Genomic DNA, 21,136 nt, shown 5'->3' on the forward strand with positions numbered 1-21,136 from the left:
TGCACTGCCGATAGCCGGGCCCGGCATTGCTCACCCAAGCCAGGCCGCCACCAGAGCGCACGTTACGAAGCGTCATTTTCGGTTAAAATCGCCATCTTTTGTTGCAACGCCAACAGGCGCAATCGTCAACGCGCGGCCCACGGCCCGCGTCCTGCTCATGTGGAGAAGAAATACATGCACCAGTCCAGCCTTATCCAGGAACTGCAAGCTCGCGGCCTGATCGCCCAGCAAACCGACGCGGCGGCACTCGACGAACTGCTGGCTAAGGAAAGTGTGACCTTGTATTGCGGCTTCGACCCGACCGCCGACAGCCTCCACCTCGGCCACCTGGTACCGGTGCTGGTACTGCGCCGCTTCCAGCAGGCCGGCCACCGCCCGATCGCCCTCGTCGGCGGCGCCACCGGCATGATCGGCGACCCGAGCTTCAAGGCCACTGAGCGCAAGCTGAACACCCCGGACGTGATCGCCGGCTGGGTCGACAAGATCCGCGGCCAGGTGTCGCCGTTCCTGAGCTTCGAAGGCGACAACGCCGCGATCATGGCCAACAATTACGACTGGTTTGGCGGCATGGGCGCGCTGGAGTTCCTGCGCGACATCGGCAAGCACTTCTCGGTCAACCAGATGATCAAGAAGGAATCGGTGCAGCAGCGCATCAGCCGCGAAGACCAGGGCATCAGCTACACCGAGTTCAGCTACAGCCTGCTGCAGGGCTACGACTTCACCGAGCTGAACCGCCGCCACGGCTGCAAGCTGCAGATCGGCGGCTCCGACCAGTGGGGCAACATCACCGCCGGCACCGACCTCACCCGCCGCATCAACCAGCAACACGTGTTCGGCCTGACCCTGCCGCTGGTGACCAAGGCCGACGGCACCAAGTTCGGCAAGACCGAAGGTGGTGCCATCTGGCTGGACGCCAGCAAGACCAGCCCGTACGCGTTCTACCAGTTCTGGCTCAATACCGCCGACGCCGACGTGTACAAGTTCCTGCGCTACTTCTCCTTCCTGTCGGTGGCCGAGATCGCCGCCATCGAGGAACAGGACAAGGCCAGCGGCAGCAAGCCGCAAGCGCAGCGCATCCTGGCGGAACAGGTCACCGCGCTGGTACACGGCCAGGACGCCGTGGCCGCAGCGCAGCGCATCAGCGCCAGCCTGTTCTCCGGCAGCCTGCACGAGCTGACCGCGTCCGACTTCGCGCAGCTGGCACAGGACGGCATGCCCAGCCTGCAACTGCCACGCGACAGCAGCGGCCTGATCGACGCACTGGTCGCCGGCGGCCTGGCCAAGTCGAAATCGGAAGCGCGCACCTTCATCCAGAGCGGCGCCGTCAGCGTCAACGGCAACAAGATCGACAGCCTTGAGCACCAGATCGGCGACGGCGAGCGCCTGTTCGGCCAATACAGCCTGCTCAAGCGCGGCAAGAAGCACCACACCCTGCTCTGCTGGCAATAAACACTGCGGCCAACGTTGGCCGCAATGCCGCCGACAGCCATGCCTTTGCATGGCTGTTTTCATTACTGCCAGGCACACCGGGGAAACCAACCATCCGTACCCGTTATCGCCGGCACGACAGCATGGCTGCCGTATCCGCACACGACGGTCAACGCCATGCACTGCCCCAAGGTTGGCCGCATCAGCCAAGGCTGACGCGCAGCTCCCGTTCACCGTCGATCTCTACATCGTGGTAATGCAGCAAGCCCGGCACGCCGGCCGGCAGCGCCTCGTCCAGCGGCCTGCCCTGCAGCAGCGCCAGTGCCGGCCGCACCACCGCTGCCAGCAAGGCCTCGCTGCCGTCCAGCGCCGCCAGCTGCAGCGTATAGGTCCACTCTGCACCGAAGTGGGATTCGCTCTCTTCCCACCACAGCAGGCGGTTGCCGCGGTTTTCCCACGGCTGCCACGCGCTGGCCGGAAAGCCGACAAAGGCGTCGTACTCGAAGGCAAACTCGCAGGCCCAGTGTGCCACGTGCAGCACAGCGCCCGCCGGTGTGCCATCCTGTTGCAACGGCACGCCGTCACCGGCAAGGCTGACCTGGTAATTGAGCCAGCCGCCGATGAATTCCTTCCTTTTCTTGTTGCGCACGATCAGCGGCAGGCTGCTTGCCAGCGCCACCCGCCCCAGCGCCGGCACTTGCTGCACGCTCTCCTCGACACTGCCCAGCTTGTGGCACAGCCTGGCCGCGCCGAGCACCTCGCCCAGCAGCGCATCCAGCTGCTGTTGCAGCGCCTTGGCGTGACGCCATTGTTCGTTACTGATGGCCGCGGCCTGGGCGTCATGGTTCATGCGATGGTGTCCTTGTGTTGCGGAATCGAAAACAACAACGGCGCCCACTGGCGCCGTTATCGGAGGGTTGCGGCCAACCTTAGAGCATCTTCACGATCTCGCGAGCTCACGCGAGACAAGGCGAAAACGGCTGAGGAAGCGGCGTTTATCCAGAAATAAACAAGCATTCCGAAGCCGTTTTTAACGCGGCATCGCCCCCGTTGCGATCAAGTCGCAGCAGATCGTGACAGGCCCTTACACGCCGGCCTCGTGGGCCTGTACGTCAGCGTGATAGCTGGAACGCACCATGGCACCGACGGCGGCGTGCTTGAAGCCCATTTCGTAGGCACGGGTTTCGTACTGCTTGAACACGTCCGGATGCACGTAGCGCAGCACCGGCAGGTGGCCATCGGTCGGTTGCAGGTACTGGCCGATGGTGAGCATGTCGATGTCGTGCGCGCGCATGTCGGCCATCACTTCATACACTTCCTCATCGGTTTCGCCGAGGCCGACCATGATGCCGGACTTGGTACGCACTTCCGGATTGCGTGCCTTGTACTCTTTCAGCAGCGTCAGCGAGTGCTGGTAGTCGGAGCCGGGACGGGCCTGCTTGTACAGACGCGGTGCAGTTTCCAGGTTGTGGTTCATCACGTCCGGCCGTGTGGCGCTGAGGATATCCAGTGCGATGTCGAGGCGACCGCGGAAATCCGGCACCAGCACCTCGATCTGGGTGCCCGGCGACTGCTTGCGCACTTCGCTGATGCAGTCGGCAAAGTGCTGGGCACCGCCGTCGCGCAGGTCGTCGCGGTCCACCGAGGTAATCACCACATACTTGAGCCGCATCGCTGCCACGCTGTCGGCCAGATGCCGGGGTTCGTCCGGATTCAGCGGATTGGGGCGGCCGTGGCCGACATCGCAGAACGGGCAGCGGCGGGTGCAGATGTCGCCCATGATCATGAAGGTGGCTGTGCCCTTGCTGAAGCACTCGCCGATGTTCGGGCAGGTCGCCTCTTCACAGACGGTGTGCAGCTTCTGCTCGCGCAGGATCTGCTTGATTTCGTTGAAACGCTGGCCATTGGGCAGCTTGGCGCGAATCCACTCCGGCTTTTTGAGCTTTTCGTCCAGCGGCACGATCTTGATCGGAATGCGTGCCGTCTTGTCAGCGCCCTTGTGTTTTACGCCAACCTGGTTTTCCAGTTTCATGCTGTCTCCTTCATCACCGTCAGGTGTCGCTCCAGCTGCGGCAGCAGCCGTTCGGCGGCTTGCGCAACGGTCAGCGCAACGCCTTGGTCTTTGATTTGCGTGACCTTGAGGCCGGCATAGCCGCAAGGGTTGATCCAGCTGAACGGCGTCAGGTCCATGTCCACATTCAGGCTCAGCCCGTGGTAGACGGCGCCGTTCTTGATGCGCAGGCCCAGCGACGCGATCTTCTCGCCGCCGACATAGACGCCGGGGGCGTTGACATCGCCATAGGCAGCAATGCCCAGTTCGCCCAGCATGTCGATGATCGCCTGTTCGATGCGGCGCACCAGCTCGCGCACGCCGATGCCCATGCGCTTGAAGTCGATCAGCAGGTAGACCACCAGCTGGCCGGGGCCATGATAGGTGACTTGGCCGCCGCGATCGCACTTCACCACCTCGATGCTGCCGGGCATGATCAGGTGTTCCGGCTTGCCGGCAAGACCGAGGGTGTACACCGGCGGGTGCTCGACGCACCATAGCTCGTCCGGCGTTGCTGGCGTGCGGCTGTCGGTAAAGGCCTGCATGGCCTGCCAGATGGGTGTGTAGTCGGCCAGACCCAGTTGTTTGACGAGGCGGCTCATGGCTTACAGCGCAAACTTGACGAGGGTGTGGCTGGACAGTGCGCGGTAGATGTCGTCCAGCTGTTCGCGCGACATCGCGGTCACGGTGACGGTCAGCGACACGTAACGGCCGCTGGAGCTGTCACGCGCCACGATGTCGGTGATGTCCAGATCCGGTGCGTGCAGGCGCACCACTTCGAAAATGGTGGGGTGGAAATCCGGATGCCGCTCACCCATCACCTTGATCGGGAAGCGGCACGGAAACTCCATCAACTCTTTCTGCTGTTCACTCATTGCTCTGTACTCGAATATTGCGGATGCCAGGATTGGCCGCCACCGGTTGCGGCCAACCTTGCCGGTGTTTTACCAGCCCAGCCACAGCTTGATGCTGTCCCACAGGCGGCTGAAGAAGCCGCCCTCTTCCACCGCCTTCAAGGCCTGCACCGGGCGCTCCAGCAAGACTTTGCCGTCCAGCGACAAGGTCAGCTTGCCGACTTCCTGGCCCTGCCTGATTGGCGCGATCACCGGCTGCAGTGTCTTCATTTCTGCCTTCAGGCGGCTGCTTGCGCCCTTGGCAACGGTGATGTGCACGTCGCGATCAAAACCGATGGCAAGCTCCGAGGCGGCGCCCTTGTACACCGGCAGCTTCGAGACGGCTTGTCCGGCAGTATACAATTTGGGCGTTTCGAAAAACTGCAAGCCGTAGTTGAGCAATTTCGAGCTTTCCACCGCACGTGCCTCCGGGCTGGCAGTGCCGACCACCACCGACAGCACGCGGCGGCCGTCGCGGCGGCTGGAGGCGATCAGATTATAACCGGCGCCCTCGGTGTGGCCGGTCTTCATGCCGTCCACATTCGGATCGCGGTACAGCAGCAGGTTGCGGTTAGGCTGGGCGATGTTGTTATAGGTGAACGACTTGATCGAGTAAGTCGGATAGTACTGCGGGAAATCGCGGATGATCGCCGCCGACAGTGTTGCCAGGTCACGCACCGAGGTAAAGTGCTCGGGGTCCGGCAGGCCGGTGGAATTCTTGAAACTGGTGGCCTTCATGCCCAGGCGTCTGGCCTCGGCAGTCATCATCTGCGCGAACACCTGCTCGCTGCCGGCAATGGCTTCGGCCAGCGTTACGCAGGCATCGTTGCCGGACTGCACGATCATGCCCTTGATCAGGTTGTCGACCGTGACCGGCACTTTCGGGTCGAGGAACATGCGCGAGCCTTCCTGCTTCCAGCCCACCGGCGATACGGTCAGCGTCTGCTCCAGCGTCAGGCGTTTTTCCTTCAGTGCCTTGAAGGTGAGATAGGCCGTCATCAGCTTGGTCAGCGAGGCGGGTTCGACACGCAGGTCCGGGTCACGGGCCGCAATGATCTGGCCACTCTGATAGTCCATCAGGAAATACGCCTTGCCCGCGATTTCCGGGACCGGCGGCACAAAGGCAGTGCTGGCCTGGGCCAGCGTGGAGAGCGACAGGGCGGCGACAAGCAGGGCAGAGGTAATCTTTTTCATCAGCGACAAAACGGGATTTAGGGTGGGTTCAAGGCAAAGCAGGCGGGGATTATACACCCAAGCCCGCGCTTCATTCGCGCCGCGACGCAGGTTTTTCTTTACAAAACAAGCCTGCGCGCCGCGCCGACCGCCGCCGCAATGCAGCAATCTTTGCCTTACGGCGCTTTTCGCTGGCACTTGGTTCCTGTTAATCTGGTGATTCACAAAATAAAGACATCATCCGGACACCGATCACCATGCCGCATCCCAAGGACTATCTAGAACGCATTCTTACTTCCAACGTCTACGACGTGGCCATCGAGAGCCCGCTGGACGTGGCGGCCAACCTTGGCCGCCGCACCGGCAACACCATTCTGCTCAAGCGCGAAGACTTGCAGCCGGTGTTCTCGTTCAAGCTGCGCGGCGCCTACAACAAGATGTCCAAGCTGACGCCGGAACAGCTAGCCCGCGGCGTGATTACCGCCAGCGCCGGCAACCACGCGCAGGGCGTGGCACTGTCGGCGCAGCGCATCGGCTGTGAAGCCACCATCGTGATGCCGGTCACCACCCCGCAGGTGAAGATCGACGGCGTCACCCGCCGTGGCGGCAAGGTGGTACTGGCCGGCGAATCGTTCAGCGATGCCTACCAGCACACTATGAAACTGGTGGCCGAAAACGGCATGACCTACATCCCGCCATTCGACGATCCGGACGTGATCGCCGGCCAGGGCACCATCGGCATGGAGATCCTGCGCCAGCACCCCGGCCCGATCGACGCGGTGTTCGTCGCCATCGGCGGTGGTGGCCTGGCCGCCGGCGTGGCCAGCTACATCAAGCGCCTGAAGCCGGAAATCAAGATCATCGGCGTGCAGCCGGTCGATTCCGACGCCATGAAGCAGTCGATCGAGGCCGGCCACCGCGTCGAACTGAAGGACGTCGGTCTGTTCGCCGACGGCGTGGCGGTAAAGTTGGTGGGCGAGGAAACCTTCCGCATCTGCCGCGAACTGCTGGACGAGATCATGCTGGTCGATACCGACGCCATCTGCGCCGCGATCAAGGACATCTTCGAGGACACCCGCTCCATCACCGAGCCGGCCGGCGCGCTGGCGGTGGCGGCGGTCAAGACCTATATCGAGCGCGAAGGCTGCAGCGGCAAGACCTTTGTCGCCATCAACTGCGGCGCCAACATGAACTTCGACCGCCTGCGCCACGTGTCGGAGCGCTCGGAGCTGGGCGAGCGGCGCGAGGCGGTGATCGCGGTCACCATCCCGGAGAAGCCGGGCAGCTTCAAGAAGTTCTGCAGCGTGGTCGGCAACCGCAACATTACCGAGTTCAACTACCGCTTCGCCGATCCGAGTATCGCCCACGTGTTCGTCGGCGTGCAGATCACCGGGCGTGAGGACGTTGGCCGCATCGTGGCCGACCTGCAGAGCAACGAACTGGACGGGCTGGACCTCACCGACAACGAGCTGGCCAAGCTGCACATCCGCCACTTGGTCGGCGGCCACGCGCCGCAGCTGAAGGACGAGCGCGTGTTCCGCTTCGAGTTCCCGGAGCGTCCGGGCGCACTGATGCGCTTCCTGGAGGCGATGCACACCAACTGGAACATCAGCCTGTTCCACTACCGCAACCACGGCGCCGACTACGCCCGCGTGCTGGTCGGCATCCAGGTGCCCAGCGAGGACAATGCCGCGTTCCAGCAATTCCTCGACAGCCTCGGTTACCCGTGCGTGGAAGAAACCAACAACCCGGCGTACAAGCTGTTCCTCGGCAAGACCGTCCGCTGAACCGCCCCGCCCACCTGCGGCCAACCTTGCCTCAAGATTGGCCGCAAGCCATTACCGGAGATCGCAGCAATCATGATCAAGGCCGTACTGTTTGACCTTGACGGCACCCTGGCCGACACCGCCCGCGACCTGGGCGCCGCCCTCAACCGCCTGCTGGCCGAAGAAGGCCTGCCGCCGCAACCGTACGAAGCGGTGCGCCCGATCGCCAGCCACGGCGCGCGCGGTCTGGTCAGCCTCGGCTTCGGCATCGACAAGAGCCACCCGCGTTTCGAAGAATACCGGTTGCGCTTCCTGGACCTGTACGAGCACAGCTTTGCCGACGAAACGGTGCTGTTCGACGACATCAACGCGCTGCTGCGCGAGATCGACGCCCGCGGCCTGAAGTGGGGCATCGTCACCAACAAGCCGATGCGCTTCACCGACCGGCTGGTGCCGGCACTGCCGTTCGCGGTGACGCCGGCAGTGGTGGTCAGCGGCGATACCGTCGGCGTCGCCAAGCCGGACCCGGCGCCGATGCTGCACGCGGCGCAGCAGATCGACATCGCACCGGAGCATTGTCTTTATGTCGGCGATGCCGAGCGCGACATCCAGGCCGGCCGCGCGGTGGGCATGAAAACGGTGCTGGTCAACTGGGGCTACATCGCCGACAGCGACGACCCGGCCAGCTGGCAGGCCGACATCACCATCGACCAGCCACTGGCACTGCTGCCCCACCTGTCCTGACACAACAAGGTCGCAAGGCCATGACGGCATTGCGGCCAACCTTGCGTGCTCACCACCAGCACCACGCCCTGCCCGCCCTCAGGCTGGCGCCAACGGTGGCAATATCCGGCTGACGCCAAGGGTGCAAAGGACAATGGTTGCCACGAATCCGGCCAGGAACCAGGGGAAAGGCAGAATGCCATAAGCCAGCGGCTTGGCGACCCCCAGGAAGGTGCCGTAAAGCAGGCTGCCACTGGAAATGCCGAACAGCAGGTTGCGCCGCGTCGCCGAAGCACTGCGGGAAGACCTCCGGATTGCATAGGAAGCAGCTGCCCATAGCACAACCAGGCTGACCTTAGTCCACAGCTTGGGATTGTTCAGGTATTCGGCGAGGCTGCTCAGATAGATGCCGGCACCGATCAGGATGGCGCCAGAGATCCAGAGATGGGTCTCGCCCCAGTTGAACACATGCCGCCAGAACGGATGGCTGTTTTCCTCGCCGCGCAAGGCACGGGCAAAATGGAATATCGCCATCATGGCCGCCACGGTAGCCATGACATGGTAGAAAGCGGCCAACACTACAATCAATTTTCCTGTCATGTTCACGCCACCAGTACCCAATGGTTATCGAGCGCCATCGGCTTGGGCCAAGGCAGAAATACCGGCTTGGCCGCAATATGCCAGCGTACCAGTCCGGCCGCCGTTGCCAGCAACACTCCCCCCCCCGGATTGGGACCATGCCAGTCTGCCAGCGCGTAGGACTCCTCCATTTCGACAATAGTCAGCAACTTGTCAGGCTCGCCGGGATGCCAGAGTTTTGCCACGCCACCCTTGTTGCTGGACAGCACAAAACCGCCGTTATAGGCAGCAACGATATCTCCGGCATAGCCGTGGCCGTCGTTGTCGCGGGTTGGCGTGCGCAGCGTATCGCCATCAAAAACCGCCAGGTTGGGCGCCGCAGCACGAAGCTCTGCACTGTCATGCTCCGCCTGCATCGCAATGCCAAGATATGTCTTGTCCGACTCCGGTGAACGGCTCCAGGCCAGATGGCGCAGGCTGAGGCGCTGGTCATCCAGTTTCCACAGGCCCAGCTGACGGCCACTGCGGCCGTCCAGCCTGACCAGCGAGGAGTCCATGCGCTGCAAATCATGTTTCTTGTCTGCCAGCGTGCGCCGCACACCACCATTGGCCACCACCAGATTGCCTGCATCATCAAGTAGCGCCTGGTGCGGTTCGATACCGCCGCTGGCCCATTCGTCCAGCTTTTTCAGGCTGTGACGGTCGCGTACACCGATGCGGCCCTGATCGTTCTTGTAGTCGATCTCGGTGGTGTAAAGGAATTCACTGCCAACGGCGATATGGCCGCTCAGCCGCACGGAGGCCGACTCGGCGCTCACATCAACTTGCTGCAGCACCTTGCCGTTGCCATCGCAGCGCAACAACCAGGTACCAGGACGCAAGCCGTTGACCAGCAAGCCGCCGCCTGCCTCGGGCACCAGCCCGTGCGGCCGCCCCGGCAGCGCCACCTGATAGCGGATATCCAGGGTTTTACGCTCCCAGTCTGCGGCCAGCACCCCGGCATAGTAAGCATCGCCCGTATTGGGGCCGCGCCAGGCGGCACCGATAAGGGTTTTTTGCTGTTCTTGATCGCTGGAGCCTGCTGCAAGAGCGGCATGCGGCAGGATGCCGAGTGCGGCAAGGGAGAGCAGGAAGCGGCGGCGGCTGAGTTCAATATTCATGTCAAAAAGTGGCAAGCCATGCAATGGTTTAGAAAAAAGAACTGTAAATCATTCTCATTGTGATTATCCTTGACAAACATCAAGGATGCCAACCCGCCATTGCGGCTGCGACCATGCCGAACGGGTTATCTGGCGCCCCGCGTCCCTGCCGCAACCGCGCGTTTTACCGTGCCTTTGCCGGCCGGGGCTGGCCGAAAAAAAATAGCCACCCCGCAGGGTGGCAAAAACACAAACGCCTTGGGAGAGTTGCGTCCGTCTTACTTCATGGTGGGCATCGCGAATTCGGCGCCGGCGCGGATGCCGGTCGGCCAGCGGCTGGTGACCGCCTTCATGCGGGTATAGAAGCGCACCCCTTCCGGGCCGTGCATGTGATGGTCGCCGAACAGCGACGCTTTCCAGCCGCCGAAGCTGTGGAACGCCATCGGCACCGGCAGCGGCACGTTGATGCCGACCATGCCGACCTGGATGCGGTGCACGAATTCGCGTGCCGAATCGCCGTCGCGGGTAAAGATGGCGGTGCCGTTGCCGAAGGCGTGGTTGTTGATCATCTGCACCGCCTCGTTGAAGCTGTCGACGCGCACCACGCACAGCACCGGCCCGAAGATTTCTTCCTGGTAGACGACCATGTCGGTGCTGACGTTGTCGAACAGGCAGCCGCCGAGGAAGAAACCGTCCTCGCAGCCCGGCACGGAGAGGCCACGGCCGTCCACCACCAGGCGGGCGCCCTCTTCCACGCCGCGGGCGATATAGCCACTGACCTTGTCGAGATGGGTGCGTGTCACCAGCGGGCCCATTTCCGACTGCGGATCGTTGCCTGGGCCGACTTTCAGAGTCTTGAGGCGAGTCGCCAGTTTTTCCACCAGCGCGTCGGCGACATTGCCGACCGCCACCGCCACCGAGATCGCCATGCAGCGCTCGCCGGCGGAGCCGTAGGCGGCGCCCATCAGCGCGTCCACGGTCTGTTCCAGATCGGCGTCCGGCATCACCACCATGTGGTTCTTGGCGCCGCCCAGTGCCTGCACGCGCTTGCCGTGGCGGGCGCCGGTTTCGTAGATGTACTGCGCGATCGGGGTGGAGCCAACGAAGCTCACCGCCGCCACGTCCGGGTGGGTCAGCAGGCCGTCCACCGCCAGCTTGTCGCCCTGCAGCACGCCGAACACGCCGTCCGGCAGGCCGGCTTCTTTCAGCAGCTCGGCAATCAGCAGCGCCGCCGACGGGTCACGCTCGGACGGCTTCAGGATGAAGCAGTTACCGCAGGCCAGCGCCACCGGGAACATCCACATCGGTACCATGGCCGGGAAGTTGAACGGGGTGATGCCGGCAACCACGCCCAGCGGCTGGCGCATGCTCCAGGCGTCGATGCCGCGGCCAACCTGTTCGGTGTACTCACCCTTCAGCAGCTGCGGAATGCCGCAGGCGAACTCCACCACTTCCAGGCCACGGGCGACCTCACCCAGCGCGTCGGAATGCACCTTGCCATGTTCACTTGAAATGATGGCCGCCAGCTCGTCCTGCCGCGCTTCCAGCAATTCCTTGAACTTGAACATGATGCGGGCGCGGCGATGCGGTGCGGTTTCGCTCCAGGCCGGAAAAGCGGCCTTGGCGGCGGCGACGGCGGCGTTGACATCGGGGCTGTCGGCCAGCAGCACCTCGGCCTGCGCCTGGCCGCTGGCCGGGTTGTACACCGTGCTGGTGCGGCTGCTGTGACCGGCGGTTTGCTGGCCGTTGATGAAGTGGCTGAGAATGCGATTCATGTCGTTGGTCCTCTGCTTGCGGGCAAGACTCTGCCCCGGCAGCCCGGGGCGGGTCTGCCTGTGGTCATGTTCCGGGATCGTGGGCGGTCGGTTTACGGCTTGGCAATGATCCACTCGTGCACCGGATCGTTGCTGAAGCACCATTCGCGCTTCGGCCCGGCCATCACGTTGAGGTAATAGGATTCATAGCCATACGGTACGGATACCGGGTGGTAGCCTTCCGGCACCATCACCACGTCGTGGTCTTCCACCGCCATCGCCTGGTCGATGCGGCGGTCGTCGGTGTACACGCGCTGGAAGGCAAAGCCCTGCGCCGGGTTCAGCCGGTGGTAGTAGGTTTCTTCCAGAATGCTTTCTGCCGGCAGCGCGTCGCGGTCGTGCTTGTGCGGCGGGTAGCTGGACGAGTGGCCGGATGGGGTACGCACCTCCACCACCAAGAGGCCGTCGGCCGGCGCGGTCTGCGGCAGGATGTCGGTGACGTAGCGGGTATTGGCGTCCTTGCCGCGCACGCTGCGCTGCATGCTATCCGGGGTGATCAGCCGTGCCGGATGGTTGCCGGCGGACGGCGCCGAGCAGAACGCCACTTCGGCAGCGCTCTCGGCCGTCACTTCCACCGCCACGCCCGGCGGCGCGTATACCGCGTACGGCGCCATGTCGTCGAACACGCTGTGGCGCTCGCCCAGGTGCGTCCACTGCTGTTCGCCCACCCTGACGCTGGCCTTGCCGGCCAGAATCACCACGCAGCACTCGCGGCCCGGCTGCTGCCACACTTCGCGTTCCTGTGCGGCCAACCTGACGGCACGAAAACCGACATGGGCCCAGCCCGCCGACGCCGGGGTCACCTCCACCAGCGGCTTGCCTGCCTGGTCCGCCTTCACCAGCAGATTCATTGCCGCGCCTCCTGAACGTTGGCCGCAACCAGCGCCTGCAGGGTGTGGAAACCCTTCTGCGCGTATTCGTAGCTTGGCGCGATGGTCGGGTCCTGCTCCGCCTCCACCACCAGCCAGCCCTGGTAGCCGTGCTGCGCCAGACGCGCGAGGATCGGCCCGAACTGGATGTCGCCGTCGCCCGGCACGGTAAAGGCGCCGTTGAGCACCGACTGCAAAAAGCTCCAGCTGCCGTTGCGGGCGCGGCGCAGCACCTCGGCGCGCACGTCCTTGCAGTGCACGTGCACCACGCGGTCGATGTGCTTGTTCAGCTCGGTCAGCGGATCGCCACCGGCAAAGTACATGTGGCCGGTATCGAACAGCAGACCCACCTCCGGACTGGTCAGCGACATCAGTTTGTCCACATCGGCCGGCGTTTCCACGAACGCCCCCATGTGATGGTGGTAGGCCAACTTGATGCCGCGCGAGGCCAGGTGGGCGGCGAACTGGTTCAGTCTGGCCGCATACTGCTGCCAGGCTTCCTCGCTGGTAAAGGTTGGCCGCTTGTACAGCGCGGTGTCGATCTGGCCCTGGATGGAGCCGCCCACCTCGCCATACACCATCACTTGGCAGCCGCTTTCCACCAGCAGACTCAGATGCCCTTCCACCGCGGCGATTTCTTCCTCGGCGGAGCGCTCGGCCAGATAGCCGGAGTACCAACCGGAAACGCATTCCACGCCGTACGGTGCCAGCACCGCCTTCAGCGCGGCGGCGTCGCGCGGAAACTTGTTGCCCAGCTCGAAGCCCTGGTAACCGATCTCGCTGCCTTCGCGCAGGATGGTGTCCAGCGTCGTTTCGCCGCCCAGCGACGGCAGGTCGTCGTTACACCAGGAAATCGGGTTGATACCGATGCGTACCTTGAAAGTGGCAGTCATAGTGTTGTCCGTCTCGTGTCTGTATTGGGGGGGGGGAATGCTCAGCGCCGGCTCTGGCGGCGCTGTGCCTGCCAGATGTCGATCAGCGTTTCAAAATTGTGACGGGCGGCGGCGATCAGGCCGGCATCGTCGATCTCGCCGGACAGCCAGCGCTGCGACGGCTCCTGGAACAGCGTGCGGCCAACCATGAAGCCGCGGCAGCTCCTGGCATCGCGCGCCTGCTCGAAGCCGCGGCGCAGCTCGTCCAGCGGCGCGTTCAGTCCCAGCAACACCACGCCGCGGCAGTACGGGTCGCGCTCCTCCAGCAGTGCATCCACCGCAGACCATTGCCCGGCGCTCATCGACTCCAGCTTCCACCATTCCGGGTAGATGCCCAGGTTGTAGAAGCGCTTCATGGCGCGCAGCACGGTATCCGGTTGCTGCGGCAGTTTCCTGGACGGAATCACTTCCAGCAGCAGTTCGTGGCCGCTGATGCGCGCCATCTCATACACCGCGCGTACCTGTGCTTCCTGCTCCAGGCGATTGCCTGTTTCGTCATCCGGGTGGTACTGCACCAGGCACTTGATGATGTGCTCCTGCGGCCAGAATTCCAGCCGTGCCGCCATGGCGCGGCCGTGGTCGAACTCCAGCGGGTTGGAGCCCGGCAGTTCGATCGGGCGGCCGATCCACCAGCCGCGGCCGGTGGCGGCGTACATGGCGTCCTCACCGTAGCGGTCATCCACCAGGATGCCGATGCGGCCCTGCAGCTGGTTGGCCTCCTCGGTCTGGGCCACCGCCTGCACCAGCAGTTCCTTCAGGCGGGTGATGCGGCCTTCCGGCACCCCGTTGCGGCGCGCCAGCTCAAAAAACTGGTTGCGGTGATCGAAGGCAAACACGCACAGATTGTCCCAGTGCGGGCGCTTGACGCTGACGCGATGCAGGCGGGCCAGCGTGGCATCGTCGCCCGGACGCAACGGCGGCACTGGCAGGCCAAGGAAGTGATCCAGTTCGGCCGGGGTCGGCATCGCTACCGAGCAGCCGTGACGCGACACTACCAGCGCGCCGCAGGCATTGGCGGTGCGGCAGGCATCGGCGTAGTCGCCGCCGCGCAGCCATACCGACAAAAAGCCGGACAGGAAGGCATCGCCGGCGCCCAGCACGTTCATCACTTCCACCTGCGCACCGCTGATGGTGAAAGCGTCGTCGATGTCGGCCGGGATGTCGCCGGTGATCACCGCGCAGCCCAGCGGGCCGCGCTTGACCACCAGCACTGCCTGCGGCGCCAGCTGGCGCACCACTTGCAGGCAGTCCAGCAGCGCCGGCTTGCCGCCGGCGATCAGGAATTCTTCTTCGGTGCCGACGATCAGGTCGAACAGCGGCAGCACCGATTGCAGGTGGCTGCTTACGCCATCGTCGGCAATGAAACGCTGCTCGCCATCGCCGCGGCCGGTGAGGCCCCACAGCACCGGACGGTAGTCGATGTCCAGCACGGTACGCACATTGTGCTTGCGGGCAAAGCCGAGCGCCTTGCGGCTGGCGGCGTTGACCTTCTCGGTGGACAGGTGGGTGCCGGTAATCAGCAGACTCTTGCTGCCGGCGATGAAGGCTTCGTCGATGTCGTCTTCGCACAGCGCCATGTCGGCACAGTTCTCGCGGTAGAACAAGAGCGGAAAGGTGTCGCGATCCTTGATGCCCAGCAGCACCAGACCGGTAAGGCGCTCGCTGTCCAGCTTCACCTGGCTGACATCACAACCTTCACGGGTGAGCGTTTCCAGCAGGAAGCGCCCCATCTGCTCGTCGCCAACCCGCGACAGCATCGCCGACTTCAAGCCCAGACGGGCGGTGCCGAAGGCGATATTGGCCGACGAGCCGCCCAGGTACTTGGCCAGGCTGCTGACATCTTCCAGACGTGCACCCAGCTGGCGGGCGTACAGGTCAACTGCCAGTCGTCCCAGGCAAATCACGTCGAGGTTACGGTCGGGTGCAAAGGATGTCTGGTTTTGCATGGTGTCGATTCCGTTGGTTTCGGGAGGTCAGTGGCACCGGCTCCGGCGTCTGCGCAGGGGTGTCGCCGTTGGCTACTGTCTTGCAACAAGATTAATCCTGCCCCGCCATCAATGCAACTTTTTTTTCGTATTTATTTTCTACTAGAAATTTATTTCTGAAATATTTTTTTCAAAACACCAGCTTTCGTTTTAAGATGTAGCGGTCAACCTACAAGGTCAAAACAGCATATGAGCAACGGAATCACTGCCGATCAACTCATGCAGCGCATTTCCGAAGAGTACGAAGGCCTCAGCAAGCAACTAAAAGTCATCGCCAAGTACATCGAGGAACACCGCACCACACTGGTGCTGGAGCGCATTACCGACATCGCCCAAGCCTGCGAGGTGCAGCCATCCGCCATCGTGCGTTTTGCGCAACGTTTCGGCTTCAGCGGTTTCAGTGACATGCAGGCGCTGTTCCGCGACTCGTTCGCGCCGGTGCAGGGCAACGTCAACAGCTACCAGAAGCGCATCCGCACCGTGATCGCCAGCCAGAACACGCCGCTGTCCAACACCGAGCTGACGCAGAGCTTTCTCTCCGCCTGTCAGCAGGGGCTGGAGGAGCTGAGCCAGTCGCTGGACCCGGCGGCGATCGACGCCGCGGTGGAGCTGCTGTACAAGGCGGAAAACATCTACGTGGTCGGCGTGCGCCGCATGTTCCCGATCGCGTCCTACGTCTGCTACGCGCTGCAGCACACCCAGAAGCGGGTGCACCTGATCTCCGGCCTCGGCGGCATGTACCACGACCAGGTGCGCAGCATCCGCGAAAACGACCTGATGATCGCGATCAGCTTCCAGCCCTACGGCCGCGAGACCCGCTACTGCGCGCGCGTGGCGGCACAGAACAAGGCCAAGCTGCTGGTGATCAGCGACAGCAAGATGAGCCCGCTGGCGCGCAACGCCAGCACCGTGCTGACGGTCAAGGAAGGCACCGCCTTCGCCTTCCGCTCAATGAGCAGCACCATCAGCCTGTGCCAGGCGCTGTTCATTGCCCTGTCTTACCGGCTGGAACTGGTGATTGAAGAGACGCAGGACGCCGGGGCTTATGACGACTGACCAGGATGGCGGCCAGGATCAGGCCGGCGCCTAGCCACTGCTGTCCCGTCATCACCGAACCGAACCACCAGCTGGCCAGCAAAGCCGTCCACACCGGCTCCAGCAGCAGGATGAAGGCGGCACGGGCGATCGGCATCTTGCCCTGCCCCCAGTTCTGCAACAAAAAGCGCAGGCAGGTCGCCAAGAGGATGCTGGCCAGCAGCCAGTACCCGCTGGCCAGCAGCGCCTGCCACGACCACGCCTCACTCAGCACACTCCCCAGCAGACACATCGCCCCCACCATCATGAGCTGCAGCGCGGTAGCCGGCAGCGCCGGCACCCGTGCCATGAAGTGGCTATTGAGGCTGAGACAGGCGGCGGAGCACAGCGCGAACGCCAGGAACAGCCAGTCCGACGCGTGCAGGCCGCCGCCGGCGCGCAGCGACATGCAGGCCATGCCCAGGCCTGCCAGCGCCATCGACAGCCACGCCGCCCGGCTCAGGCGCGTGCCCAGCAGCAGGCGACTGGCAAACGGCGCCAACACCACCCCCATGCTACAGATGAAGGCCGCCACCCCAAGGTTATTGCTGTGCTGCAGCCCCTTGATCCACAGCATCATCGACACCCCGAACAGCAGGCCGCAGCCCAGGGTTGGCCGCAACGCCCGGCGCGGCAGCACGGCGCCGCGCCAGCGGCTCAGCAAGAGCAGCAGCAGGCCGGCCGTGCCGAAGCGCAGCCCCATGAACAGCAGCGGCGGCAGCTGCTGCAACACCTGTTTCGAAAATAGCCAGCCGGTTGCCGCCAGCAACGTCACCAGTAGCAGCACCGCATCCGCCACCGCCTTACCCACCCTTGCCTGATCCAAGAACACTTACCCGCAAAAACCCCGCCGCGGCGGAGAGCACCAATGACAAAGGCCCGGGAAGCCCGGGCCGCGTACAAGGTTGGCCGCAATGCGGCCAACCTTGAAAAAACGATCAGCTGCGACGATGACGCTGACGATACTGGTCGGCCACTACCGCCACCACGATGATCACACCTTTGACGATTTCCTGATAGTAGGCGTCGATGCGCAGGAAGGTGAAGCCAGAGGTCACCACCCCGAGGATCAGCACGCCGATCACGGTGCCGGTGATCTTGCCGAGGCCGCCATTGAGCGAGGTGCCGCCGATCACCGCCGCAGCGATCGCGTCCAGCTCGTACATCATGCCCATGCCGGCCTGGCCGGACACGGCGCGGGCGGAAGTCACCACCCCGGCAAGACCGGACAGCAGTCCGGCCACCGCGTACACCACCACCAGATGCTTGTTGACGTTGATGCCGGACACCCGTGCCGCAGCGCGGTTGGCGCCGATGGCGTAGGTGTACTTGCCGTAGCGGGTGTAGCTGAGGATCACGTGGAACAGCGCCGCCACGCCGAGGAAGATCAGCACCGGCGTCACGCCGCTGCCGATTTCGGCGTAGCTGTCGGACAGCATGCTGATCGGCTCGCCTTCGGTGTACCACTTGGCCAGGCCGCGCGCGGTCACCATCACGCCCAGGGTGGCGATGAACGGCGGGATCGCGGTCTTGGCGATCACGAAGCCGTTGAGCAGGCCACAAGCCAGCCCCACCACCAGGCCGGACAGCAGCGGCACCACCATCGGCAGGTCGGTCAGCGACGGGAACACCGCGCGGCCGAATTCCGAGGTCTGCGCCAGACTGGCCGACACCATGGCGGTGAGCGCCACCACCGAGCCGGATGACAGGTCGATACCGCCCATGATGATGATCTGGGTCACACCGACGGCGATGATGCCGATCACCGACACCTGCAGGATCATCACCAGCAGCCGTTCCTTGTTGGCAAGAAAGCTCTGTCCGACCAGGAACCAGCCCAGGATTTCGAAAATCAGCGCCACACCGAGCAGCACCATGAAAATCCGCGCTTCGGCAGGAACCCTGAATTTGCCCAGCGGCCCTTTGTCGAGCTTGTCGACCGTGCCGATATTCGCGATAGCCATCGTTCCATCCTCCATGTTTGTCTTGTGGCACTGCGTGCAGTGCGTAACTTCTGTTGCCGTTCGCCAGCGCCGGGCGCGCCTAGCGGGCGGCCAGTTGCATGATGCTGACCTGGTCTGCCTCGCTGCGGTCCAGGATGCCAGTCACCCGGCCGCCGTGCATCACCATGATGCGGTCGCTCATGCCCAGCACTTCCGGCAATTCCGACGAGATCATGATCACCGCCACGCCCTGCCCCGCCAGTTTGGAAACCAGGCGGTGGATCTCGGCCTTGGCACCGACGTCGATGCCGCGGGTCGGTTCGTCCAGGATCAGGATGCGCGGGTTGGTCAGCAGCCAGCGGCCGATCAGCACCTTCTGCTGGTTGCCGCCGGACAGGTTCTCCACCCGCTCGTACAACCCCGGTGCCTTCACCCGCAGCGTCGCCGCCATGCTTTCGCACAGCTGGTCAATCGCCTTCTGGCGTACAAAGCCGGCGGTCACATGGTCGTCGTTCAGCACCGCAATCTGCATGTTTTCCAGGATGCTGAGGTTGAGGAAACAGCCGGTGTCCTTGCGGTCTTCGGTGAGGAAGGCCATGCCCTGTGCCATCGCCACCTGCGGCGAATCGACCGCCACCTCCTTGCCGAATACGGTGATGCTGCCGGCGCTGGCCGGGGTCACCCCGAACAGCGTCTCCGCCACATTGCTGCGGCCGGAGCCGATCAGGCCGGCGACGCCGAGAATCTCGCCCTGGCGCACCTCGAAGCTCACGTCGCTGAACACGCCGTCCAGCGTCAGGCCCTGTACCTTCAGCGCCACGCCGCCGATCTCGGCCGCTTCCTTGGGAAACATCTCGGTGACCTCGCGGCCAACCATCATGCGGATGATCTCGTCGCGTTCCAGCCGTTCAGTCTGCATGCAGCCGATGTAGCGGCCGTCGCGGAAGACCGTCACTTCGTCGGCGATCTCCGCCAGCTCGTTCATCTTGTGGGTGATGTAGATGATGCCCTTGCCCGCCGCGCGCAGCTCGCGAATGATGCGGAACAGGTGCAACACCTCGTGTTCGGTCAGCGCCGAGGTCGGCTCGTCCATGATCAGCACGTCGGAGTCGTAGGACACCGCCTTGGCGATCTCCACCATCTGGCGCGCCGAGATGCTCAGGTCGATGATGTTGCTTTCCGGGTCCAGCTCGATGGACAGCTGTTGCAGCAGCTCGCGCGTCATCTGGTTCATGCGGCCGTGATCGACCATGCCCAGACGGTTCAGCGGCTCACGGCGGATCCAGATGTTTTCCGCCACGCTCATGTACGGCATCAGGTTCAGTTCCTGATGGATCATGGCGATGCCGTGTTCCAGCGCATCCAGCGGCGACTTCAGCACGATGTCGCGGCCACGCAGGCGGAACACGCCCTTGTCCGGCGGCTGCACGCCGGCCAGGATTTTCATCAGCGTGGATTTGCCGGCGCCGTTCTCGCCCATCAGCGCGTGCACGGTGCCCGGGCGCAGACGGAAGGAGGCATTGTCCAGCGCCACCACACCCGGAAACGTCTTGCGCACGCCTTCCACTTCGATCAGCAGGGACGCTTCCGGCTGCGGTGTGGCAGCGGCTCCGGCAGCGACAACTTTCTCTGGAGCTAAACTCAGCATGACTCGTGTTCCTTGGCAGCGCCGCGGCGGGTCCCCCCCGCCGCGGCAACACAGACAATCAGTTACGCGCTTCGTAGGACTTCAGGTTGGCCGGGGTCACCAGCTCGAACGGGATGTAGTTCATTGGGGGCATTTTCTCGCCGCGGCCAAGCTTCAGCGCGGTGTCGATGGCGCCGCGGCCCTGGCCGGCGGCATTCTGGAACACGGTCACCTTCAGCTCGCCCGCTTTCATCGCGGTCAGCGCATCGCGGGTGGCATCCACGCCGGCGACGATGGTGCCGTTCAGGCGCTTGGCGGATTTCAGCGCCTGGATGGCACCCAGCGCCATCTCGTCGTTGTTGGACACCACCGCGTCGAATTTCACGCCGGCGCTGAGCCAGTTCATCATCAGGTCGCGGCCTTCGGTGCGCGACCACTTGGCGGTCTGCTTCTCCACGATCTTGATGCCCTTGCACGCCGGGGAGGCGATCACGTCTTCCACGTCCTTGGTGCGCATGCGCGCAGCCTGGTTGGACAGGTCACCCATCATCACCACGATGTTGCCCTTGCCGTTCATCTGGCGGCACACCTCTTTCATCTGCAGGGTGCCGGACTCCACCTCGTTGGAACCGACGAACGCCACCTTGGCCGGCAGCACGCGGTCGGCCGGCAGGCGGTTCACATACACCAGCGGGATGCCGGCCGCCGACACCATCTTGGTGATTTTCGGGGTCACTTCGGTATCCACCACGTTCACCACGATGGCATCCACGCGCTGGGCGATGAAGTTCTGAACCTGGGAGATCTGGCGACCGATGTCGTTCTGCGCATCTTCGAACTGGACGCTGACATCCTTCTGGCTGCCGGCATGGGCCTTCATGCTGTTGCGCACAACGGTCAGGAAGTTGTCGTCGAAGGCCGACATGGTGACGCCGATCTTGGCGGCAGAGGCCGGCATGGCGGCGGTGGCCAGTGCAACGAATACGGCAGAACCAGCAAGCTTGGTAATACGTTTCATCGGTGTGTCTCCTGTGTTTTTGATTTGCTACCGGGCCGGTGATTGCCGTACCGGCGGCAGGCAAGCCCGGCAGCGTCTTCGGCAAACCCGCATTGCCAAATCCGTATTGCTACGATAAGTGCT

The 21,136-nt window shown here is 63.7% G+C and carries 19 protein-coding genes; 4 read left to right on the forward strand and 15 right to left on the reverse strand.

Translation table 11 applies throughout. The features are described from left to right. Positions 1 to 174: 174 nt before the first annotated feature. Positions 175 to 1,449 carry a tyrosine--tRNA ligase gene (gene tyrS, locus IE083_RS04480; protein WP_189352428.1) on the forward strand — a complete coding sequence of 425 codons (1,275 nt, stop codon included), beginning with the start codon at positions 175 to 177 and terminating at the stop codon, positions 1,447 to 1,449. 181 nt (positions 1,450 to 1,630) lie between these two features. Here the strand turns inward: tyrS and IE083_RS04485 are convergent, their stop codons facing one another. From IE083_RS04485 to IE083_RS04505, 5 genes are all read right to left on the reverse strand, one after another. Then, positions 1,631 to 2,278 (reverse strand): hypothetical protein, encoded by a 648-nt coding sequence (locus IE083_RS04485; RefSeq protein WP_189352429.1) that lies wholly within the window; start codon positions 2,276 to 2,278, stop codon positions 1,631 to 1,633. Between the two features lie 234 nt (positions 2,279 to 2,512). Next, positions 2,513 to 3,460, reverse strand: a complete 948-nt coding sequence (gene lipA / locus IE083_RS04490; RefSeq protein ID WP_189352430.1) for a lipoyl synthase — start codon at positions 3,458 to 3,460, stop codon at positions 2,513 to 2,515. Next, positions 3,457 to 4,080 carry a lipoyl(octanoyl) transferase LipB gene (lipB, locus tag IE083_RS04495; protein ID WP_189352431.1) on the reverse strand — a complete coding sequence of 208 codons (624 nt, stop codon included), beginning with the start codon at positions 4,078 to 4,080 and terminating at the stop codon, positions 3,457 to 3,459. The genes lipA and lipB overlap by 4 nt, the downstream gene beginning before the upstream one ends. 3 nt (positions 4,081 to 4,083) lie before the next feature. After that, complete coding sequence (locus IE083_RS04500; RefSeq protein ID WP_189352432.1) at positions 4,084 to 4,353, reverse strand: HP0495 family protein; 270 nt, start codon at positions 4,351 to 4,353, stop codon at positions 4,084 to 4,086. A gap of 69 nt (positions 4,354 to 4,422) precedes the next feature. After that, a complete protein-coding gene (locus tag IE083_RS04505; RefSeq protein ID WP_189352433.1) occupies positions 4,423 to 5,565 on the reverse strand; it encodes a D-alanyl-D-alanine carboxypeptidase family protein in 1,143 nt (380 codons plus the stop codon). A gap of 236 nt (positions 5,566 to 5,801) precedes the next feature. Between IE083_RS04505 and ilvA the strand changes: the two genes are divergently transcribed. Further along, a complete protein-coding gene (gene ilvA, locus IE083_RS04510; RefSeq protein ID WP_189352434.1) occupies positions 5,802 to 7,331 on the forward strand; it encodes a threonine ammonia-lyase, biosynthetic in 1,530 nt (509 codons plus the stop codon). 72 nt (positions 7,332 to 7,403) lie between these two features. Further along, positions 7,404 to 8,054, forward strand: coding sequence for an HAD family hydrolase (locus tag IE083_RS04515; protein WP_189352435.1), 651 nt, complete (start codon positions 7,404 to 7,406; stop codon positions 8,052 to 8,054). Between the two features lie 78 nt (positions 8,055 to 8,132). Here IE083_RS04515 and IE083_RS04520 read toward each other — a convergent pair whose 3' ends face one another. From IE083_RS04520 to IE083_RS04545, 6 genes are all read right to left on the reverse strand, one after another. Continuing rightward, positions 8,133 to 8,633 carry a hypothetical protein gene (locus tag IE083_RS04520; RefSeq protein ID WP_189352436.1) on the reverse strand — a complete coding sequence of 167 codons (501 nt, stop codon included), beginning with the start codon at positions 8,631 to 8,633 and terminating at the stop codon, positions 8,133 to 8,135. Between the two features lie 2 nt (positions 8,634 to 8,635). Further along, on the reverse strand, positions 8,636 to 9,772 hold the full coding sequence (locus tag IE083_RS04525; protein WP_189352437.1) for a DUF1513 domain-containing protein: 1,137 nt from the start codon (positions 9,770 to 9,772) through the stop codon (positions 8,636 to 8,638). A 257-nt stretch (positions 9,773 to 10,029) separates the two neighbouring features. Next, the gene (locus IE083_RS04530; protein WP_189352438.1) at positions 10,030 to 11,526 is read right to left on the reverse strand and encodes a CoA-acylating methylmalonate-semialdehyde dehydrogenase; all 1,497 of its coding nucleotides are present in this window, start codon (positions 11,524 to 11,526) and stop codon (positions 10,030 to 10,032) included. Between the two features lie 92 nt (positions 11,527 to 11,618). Next, positions 11,619 to 12,416 carry a 5-deoxy-glucuronate isomerase gene (iolB, locus tag IE083_RS04535; protein ID WP_189352439.1) on the reverse strand — a complete coding sequence of 266 codons (798 nt, stop codon included), beginning with the start codon at positions 12,414 to 12,416 and terminating at the stop codon, positions 11,619 to 11,621. After that, positions 12,413 to 13,327 carry a myo-inosose-2 dehydratase gene (iolE, locus tag IE083_RS04540; RefSeq protein ID WP_189352440.1) on the reverse strand — a complete coding sequence of 305 codons (915 nt, stop codon included), beginning with the start codon at positions 13,325 to 13,327 and terminating at the stop codon, positions 12,413 to 12,415. The genes iolB and iolE overlap by 4 nt, the downstream gene beginning before the upstream one ends. A 41-nt stretch (positions 13,328 to 13,368) precedes the next feature. Further along, positions 13,369 to 15,312 carry a bifunctional 5-dehydro-2-deoxygluconokinase/5-dehydro-2-deoxyphosphogluconate aldolase gene (locus tag IE083_RS04545; RefSeq protein WP_189352441.1) on the reverse strand — a complete coding sequence of 648 codons (1,944 nt, stop codon included), beginning with the start codon at positions 15,310 to 15,312 and terminating at the stop codon, positions 13,369 to 13,371. 258 nt (positions 15,313 to 15,570) lie between these two features. Here IE083_RS04545 and IE083_RS04550 point away from each other — a divergent pair, with 258 nt between their 5' ends. Beyond that, positions 15,571 to 16,407: a MurR/RpiR family transcriptional regulator gene (locus tag IE083_RS04550; protein ID WP_229799603.1), complete on the forward strand. Its 837-nt coding sequence runs from the start codon at positions 15,571 to 15,573 to the stop codon at positions 16,405 to 16,407. Here the strand turns inward: IE083_RS04550 and IE083_RS04555 are convergent. The 4 genes from IE083_RS04555 to IE083_RS04570 form a co-directional block, all read right to left on the reverse strand. Beyond that, complete coding sequence (locus IE083_RS04555; protein WP_189352443.1) at positions 16,337 to 17,251, reverse strand: DMT family transporter; 915 nt, start codon at positions 17,249 to 17,251, stop codon at positions 16,337 to 16,339. The two genes, IE083_RS04550 and IE083_RS04555, sit on opposite strands and share 71 nt — an antisense overlap. Positions 17,252 to 17,363: 112 nt before the next feature. Further along, a complete protein-coding gene (locus IE083_RS04560) occupies positions 17,364 to 18,389 on the reverse strand; it encodes an ABC transporter permease (protein WP_189352444.1) in 1,026 nt (341 codons plus the stop codon). Positions 18,390 to 18,468: 79 nt separating this feature from the next. Further along, positions 18,469 to 20,016 carry a sugar ABC transporter ATP-binding protein gene (locus IE083_RS04565; protein ID WP_189352445.1) on the reverse strand — a complete coding sequence of 516 codons (1,548 nt, stop codon included), beginning with the start codon at positions 20,014 to 20,016 and terminating at the stop codon, positions 18,469 to 18,471. A 58-nt stretch (positions 20,017 to 20,074) separates the two neighbouring features. Then, positions 20,075 to 21,013 carry a sugar ABC transporter substrate-binding protein gene (locus tag IE083_RS04570; RefSeq protein WP_189352446.1) on the reverse strand — a complete coding sequence of 313 codons (939 nt, stop codon included), beginning with the start codon at positions 21,011 to 21,013 and terminating at the stop codon, positions 20,075 to 20,077. Between the last annotated feature and the right edge of the window lie 123 nt (positions 21,014 to 21,136).

Source organism: Vogesella fluminis (genome assembly GCF_014652335.1).
Lineage (GTDB): Bacteria > Pseudomonadota > Gammaproteobacteria > Burkholderiales > Chromobacteriaceae > Vogesella > Vogesella fluminis.

Excerpts from the sequence above, each read along its gene's own strand:
- IE083_RS04525 (WP_189352437.1), bottom strand. The coding sequence starts at position 9,772 with ATGAATATTGAACTCAGCCGCCGCCGCTTCCTGCTCTCCCTTGCCGCA.
- IE083_RS04520 (WP_189352436.1), bottom strand. The coding sequence starts at position 8,633 with ATGACAGGAAAATTGATTGTAGTGTTGGCCGCTTTCTACCATGTCATG.
- IE083_RS04545 (WP_189352441.1), bottom strand. The coding sequence starts at position 15,312 with ATGCAAAACCAGACATCCTTTGCACCCGACCGTAACCTCGACGTGATT.
- IE083_RS04530 (WP_189352438.1), bottom strand. The coding sequence starts at position 11,526 with ATGAATCGCATTCTCAGCCACTTCATCAACGGCCAGCAAACCGCCGGT.
- tyrS (WP_189352428.1), top strand. The coding sequence starts at position 175 with ATGCACCAGTCCAGCCTTATCCAGGAACTGCAAGCTCGCGGCCTGATC.
- IE083_RS04485 (WP_189352429.1), bottom strand. The coding sequence starts at position 2,278 with ATGAACCATGACGCCCAGGCCGCGGCCATCAGTAACGAACAATGGCGT.
- lipA (WP_189352430.1), bottom strand. The coding sequence starts at position 3,460 with ATGAAACTGGAAAACCAGGTTGGCGTAAAACACAAGGGCGCTGACAAG.
- IE083_RS04500 (WP_189352432.1), bottom strand. The coding sequence starts at position 4,353 with ATGAGTGAACAGCAGAAAGAGTTGATGGAGTTTCCGTGCCGCTTCCCG.
- iolB (WP_189352439.1), bottom strand. The coding sequence starts at position 12,416 with ATGAATCTGCTGGTGAAGGCGGACCAGGCAGGCAAGCCGCTGGTGGAG.
- IE083_RS04565 (WP_189352445.1), bottom strand. The coding sequence starts at position 20,016 with ATGCTGAGTTTAGCTCCAGAGAAAGTTGTCGCTGCCGGAGCCGCTGCC.
- lipB (WP_189352431.1), bottom strand. The coding sequence starts at position 4,080 with ATGAGCCGCCTCGTCAAACAACTGGGTCTGGCCGACTACACACCCATC.
- IE083_RS04560 (WP_189352444.1), bottom strand. The coding sequence starts at position 18,389 with ATGGCTATCGCGAATATCGGCACGGTCGACAAGCTCGACAAAGGGCCG.
- IE083_RS04550 (WP_229799603.1), top strand. The coding sequence starts at position 15,571 with ATGCAGCGCATTTCCGAAGAGTACGAAGGCCTCAGCAAGCAACTAAAA.
- IE083_RS04505 (WP_189352433.1), bottom strand. The coding sequence starts at position 5,565 with ATGAAAAAGATTACCTCTGCCCTGCTTGTCGCCGCCCTGTCGCTCTCC.
- ilvA (WP_189352434.1), top strand. The coding sequence starts at position 5,802 with ATGCCGCATCCCAAGGACTATCTAGAACGCATTCTTACTTCCAACGTC.
- IE083_RS04570 (WP_189352446.1), bottom strand. The coding sequence starts at position 21,013 with ATGAAACGTATTACCAAGCTTGCTGGTTCTGCCGTATTCGTTGCACTG.
- IE083_RS04515 (WP_189352435.1), top strand. The coding sequence starts at position 7,404 with ATGATCAAGGCCGTACTGTTTGACCTTGACGGCACCCTGGCCGACACC.
- iolE (WP_189352440.1), bottom strand. The coding sequence starts at position 13,327 with ATGACTGCCACTTTCAAGGTACGCATCGGTATCAACCCGATTTCCTGG.